3 protein-coding genes are annotated in these 3,630 nt (G+C 58.2%); 1 reads left to right on the plus strand and 2 read right to left on the minus strand.

All coding sequences use genetic code 11. The features are described from left to right. Positions 1 to 737: 737 nt before the first annotated feature. Positions 738 to 1,799, plus strand: a complete 1,062-nt coding sequence (locus CJ178_RS05535) for a GGDEF domain-containing protein (RefSeq protein WP_095886309.1) — start codon at positions 738 to 740, stop codon at positions 1,797 to 1,799. A 19-nt stretch (positions 1,800 to 1,818) separates the two neighbouring features. Here the strand turns inward: CJ178_RS05535 and CJ178_RS05540 are convergent, their stop codons facing one another. Then, the gene (locus tag CJ178_RS05540) at positions 1,819 to 2,262 is read right to left on the minus strand and encodes a DUF5709 domain-containing protein (RefSeq protein WP_033232036.1); all 444 of its coding nucleotides are present in this window, start codon (positions 2,260 to 2,262) and stop codon (positions 1,819 to 1,821) included. Between the two features lie 48 nt (positions 2,263 to 2,310). Further along, the gene (locus CJ178_RS05545; RefSeq protein ID WP_095886310.1) at positions 2,311 to 3,501 is read right to left on the minus strand and encodes a lipase family protein; all 1,191 of its coding nucleotides are present in this window, start codon (positions 3,499 to 3,501) and stop codon (positions 2,311 to 2,313) included. Positions 3,502 to 3,630 lie beyond the last annotated feature (129 nt).

The raw sequence follows: 3,630 nt of genomic DNA on the forward strand, positions 1-3,630 counted from the left end.
GCTTGAATTGGCGCCGTGCCGGCACTTGCTCAGGGCGCAGAGCCCAGAGCATCAACTCAGGAATGGGCTCGCGCGATATTCGAAGATCAACCGGCCGGCGATTCTGTCAGCGGGATTCTCCTGGACAGTCCGCTACAACATCCGTCGTTGCTGCGTCGACTCCAGGTCGAGATGTGGAAACGAGCGTGTCAGAACCGTCGTGCTCGATCTGCGTCTGATCCATGGGGGAAGGTCCTTCAGACGCTCAGATCCCCACTACTTGACATAATGTAGATTATCGGCAAATTACCGACCTGCGGATATGTGTCGGATGGCCTGAATGAACCCAATCTCTCGTCATGCCTGTCTGTGCCTATACGGACACGCACTCATCCCGTCAGTATCCGCGCGTCCGACTGGCCGCGGCCCTGTGGAATCGGTCGCCGACTCGGATCTGCCGGCGCCGCCACGCCCCGTGCCCACGGGCCTATGGCAACCAACGCCGTCTGGCCCAGACCTAGGCATGCTGACGGGCCTGGGCGGGATTCCGGCTAGTGGTCAGCAGCTGCCAGGGTCCGCGTCCCCCAGCTCAATACGTCACTGTGACATATTGAGCTTTTCTGGTGGGTGATCAGAAAGCTCTAAGAAATTCGATAACCGACTAAACTTGTCAGCATGCCCGAATTTCCGCTCACGAGTTCGCGAGGCTTACGTCCTCAGTGAACCCCATACGTGAAGTGGTCGAACGCTGGCTTGCTATGCCTGACCAGTTTGATCGATTTACCCGTTTGCTTCGTGGCAACGGATTCCTCGAGGCCACACGAATACTTATCGGCCTCATGGTCTTTTCCATGGGAGTCACCGTTGTGGGAAAACGACTGGGAACGGCATCCGATCAACTAAGCAGCATTCCGCTTGACATGATGATCGGTGTACTCGCGCTGATAGGCGGATTGGCATACCCGGTATTCACGACTACCAGAAACCGTTCGCTTCAATTTGTCATCGCGAGCGATGTGTCGATCGCCATTATCGTGCTCACCGAAGCGGATCTTGATCAGCGACTTCTCGGATCACTGGTGTTCGGGCTGATGGGCACGTATATCGCTTTCTTCCACAACATGCGTGCTCACCTGGTTCACCTGCTGTTTTCGATCACAATCGTCGTCGCAGCATGCTGCGGTGTTTTCACCGAAGAACCGACGACATTCTTCGATACCTTTGGGCGAATTCTCTTTGCGGTGAGCGTCATCAGCGTTGTTCCGTTCCTGACGCAGATTGCATTGATCCTTCTGAGTAACGACGCCCAAGGGTCGGAGCTCGATCCCCTGACAGATCTTCTCAATCGCCGCGGTCTTGCTCGTCGTACAGCGGAGCTGATTCGATCCAAGTCCGGCATCGGCCAGTCACTATTGGTGGTTGTCATCGACATCGACAATTTCAAGCAATTCAACGACACTTTCGGACATGATGTCGGTGATCGCGTCATCATTCGAACGGCAAATCGATTGACCGCGTGGGCGCGAGCAGATGCGGCAATTGCCAGAGTCGGCGGTGACGAATTCATCGTGGTTCAGATCATGCCGCTCTCTGATGTCGGTGATCTGATCTCGCGAATCCACCCCGCAATGAATACACCGATTGTCGAACCACGATCGACTACAAGTATCGGGATCGCGATCCACAATGGCAGTTGGCTGGATTCGGACGCCGAGGAAGCCGGAATCGACGCGCTTCATCGTCTCGCCGATTCCGCGATGTACGAGAGCAAACGACTGGGCGGAAATCACGTCCACACAATCGTGATGACGTCGCCGTAGCCGTCAACCCTCGAACAACCTAGTCCTCGATGATATGAATCGCAGCTTCCTCCGCAGAGGCGGCCGCTCCATCAACACCGACGTCCTCGGCTACCAAGTTGCTTTCCTCGTCCTCGTATCGCCCTTCGTCCTCGGCAACAAGGCGTCCCGCACGGCGTGTGCCCACTTCACGGTCCGGTGGGAATTCCGCTTCGCGGACAGCGTCTTCCGCGTCACCTTGCTCGAATAACGGATCTCCCAGCTTGGCCGCAGGGTCGGGTTCTTCCTCGGCAAGACGCTCGTCGAGGGTCTCCCCCGTTTCCGAATCGCCGAGGGCATAGGGACGCTCAGGCGGCGAAATCCCTTCGTCGAGGATGTCGTCAACGCCTCGGTCGATCAGAGTGTCTTCTGGTTGAAGTTGGTCGTCTGGATCGAGGCTGTAGTTACCTTCGGCTGCTGCGCCGGTATCGTCCGCATCATTCATGACTTCACGATGCCACCGCGAGCGAGATTTGGCCACGGAACGCTCATGTCAGCAGTTACTCGGTGCCGGTCGGCCGGCAAATCGGTCTTGCAGATAGTCGACCGCGGCAGGCAGCCCGATGGCTCCCACGGTCAGGTGATCCAGATTGGGGCCCAACACGCTTTGGATGGTCGCGCCTGCTGCGCAGTATCGGGCCATGGTTGCAACGACGGAGTCGACCGGAATGAGATTGTCTGTGGCGCTGTGCCATTCGTATATCGGTGCCGTCGGAACTCCGGGATAGAGTTCCACGCTGTTGTCGTTCATGACGCTGATGGCGTCGGGGTTGTCCAGCATCGATGTCGACAGCGCTACGTCGAGGGCGCTTCGCCCGGCTCCGGTGATGAGGAGTTGGGTTGTGCAGGCGTTGGTCAAGTCTGTAGCCAGAGCATGTCCTAGACCGTTGAGTTGGCTGGTCAGTGGCAGTTCGGTCGGGTATTCGCGTTCGAGACCCAGTGCGGCTGCAAATGCGAGACCGAATGCCGGGTGAGGATCGCGGCCTAGGGCGTTTGCCATCTTGGTGATGTTCATGGGTACACCGCCTTCGGCAACGCCGACGATGTTGATTTCAGGGGCATATGTCGGTGCAAGCGCTGCGGCCCACGCTGTTGCCATACCGCCGCCCGAGTATCCCGCGATTCCGACGGGACTGGATGTGAGCCCGAGTTCGGGCAACTTCTGCACAGCGCGGATTCCGTCGAGAGTGATCTGTCCGCCGAGGCGCGCAGCGCCGTACGCGCTGGTGGGACCCAGATGGTCAGGAAGCGCAACTGCCCAGCCGCGTTGAAGGGCGATGTTCAGTGCTACGGCTTCACGGTAGGTGCTCCTGGGGTCAGAGCTGTAGAGCGCTCGTGACGGTGCGCATTCAGTGCCCAGTGCGTTGACGATGTGTTGATACGACAACAGCGGGCCGTCTGGTGTGTGGTTGGGAGGGATTATGACGGTGGTGACGGCGACGATCGGATTGTTTGCCGAGTTCAGCGATCTGAAGTTCACCTGCCAGACTGCGGATCCTGGGAAGATGAAGAGGTCAGGGGCTCGTCGGACGGAGATGGGTGTGCCGACGGGACCGGTTGTGGCTTCGGTTTGTGAGTAGAACGGATCTGGATCCAGAGAGGCCGGCGCAGCGGACGCTGTTATTGGTGTCGTGGAGAGCGCAAGCACGGTGAGCGCCGTCGCCAGCATCGGTCCAGCAAGCATCCGTCGAGTCCTGAATTTCAATTGTTTCCCCTCTACCTGTTTGTCGAGCAGGCACAAACTCCCCCGTAGGTGCCACTTTGCACCTTAGTGCGTAGTAGTACCCAGCGGCTACCAGTTTCATGCATCGTC

Source organism: Rhodococcus sp. ACPA4 (genome assembly GCF_002300185.1).
GTDB classification, from domain to species: domain Bacteria; phylum Actinomycetota; class Actinomycetes; order Mycobacteriales; family Mycobacteriaceae; genus Rhodococcus_F; species Rhodococcus_F globerula.

Coding starts and splice junctions, on each gene's coding strand:
- CJ178_RS05535 (WP_095886309.1), top strand. CDS start 738: ATGCCTGACCAGTTTGATCGATTTACCCGTTTGCTTCGTGGCAACGGA.
- CJ178_RS05540 (WP_033232036.1), bottom strand. CDS start 2,262: ATGAATGATGCGGACGATACCGGCGCAGCAGCCGAAGGTAACTACAGC.
- CJ178_RS05545 (WP_095886310.1), bottom strand. CDS start 3,501: ATGCTTGCTGGACCGATGCTGGCGACGGCGCTCACCGTGCTTGCGCTC.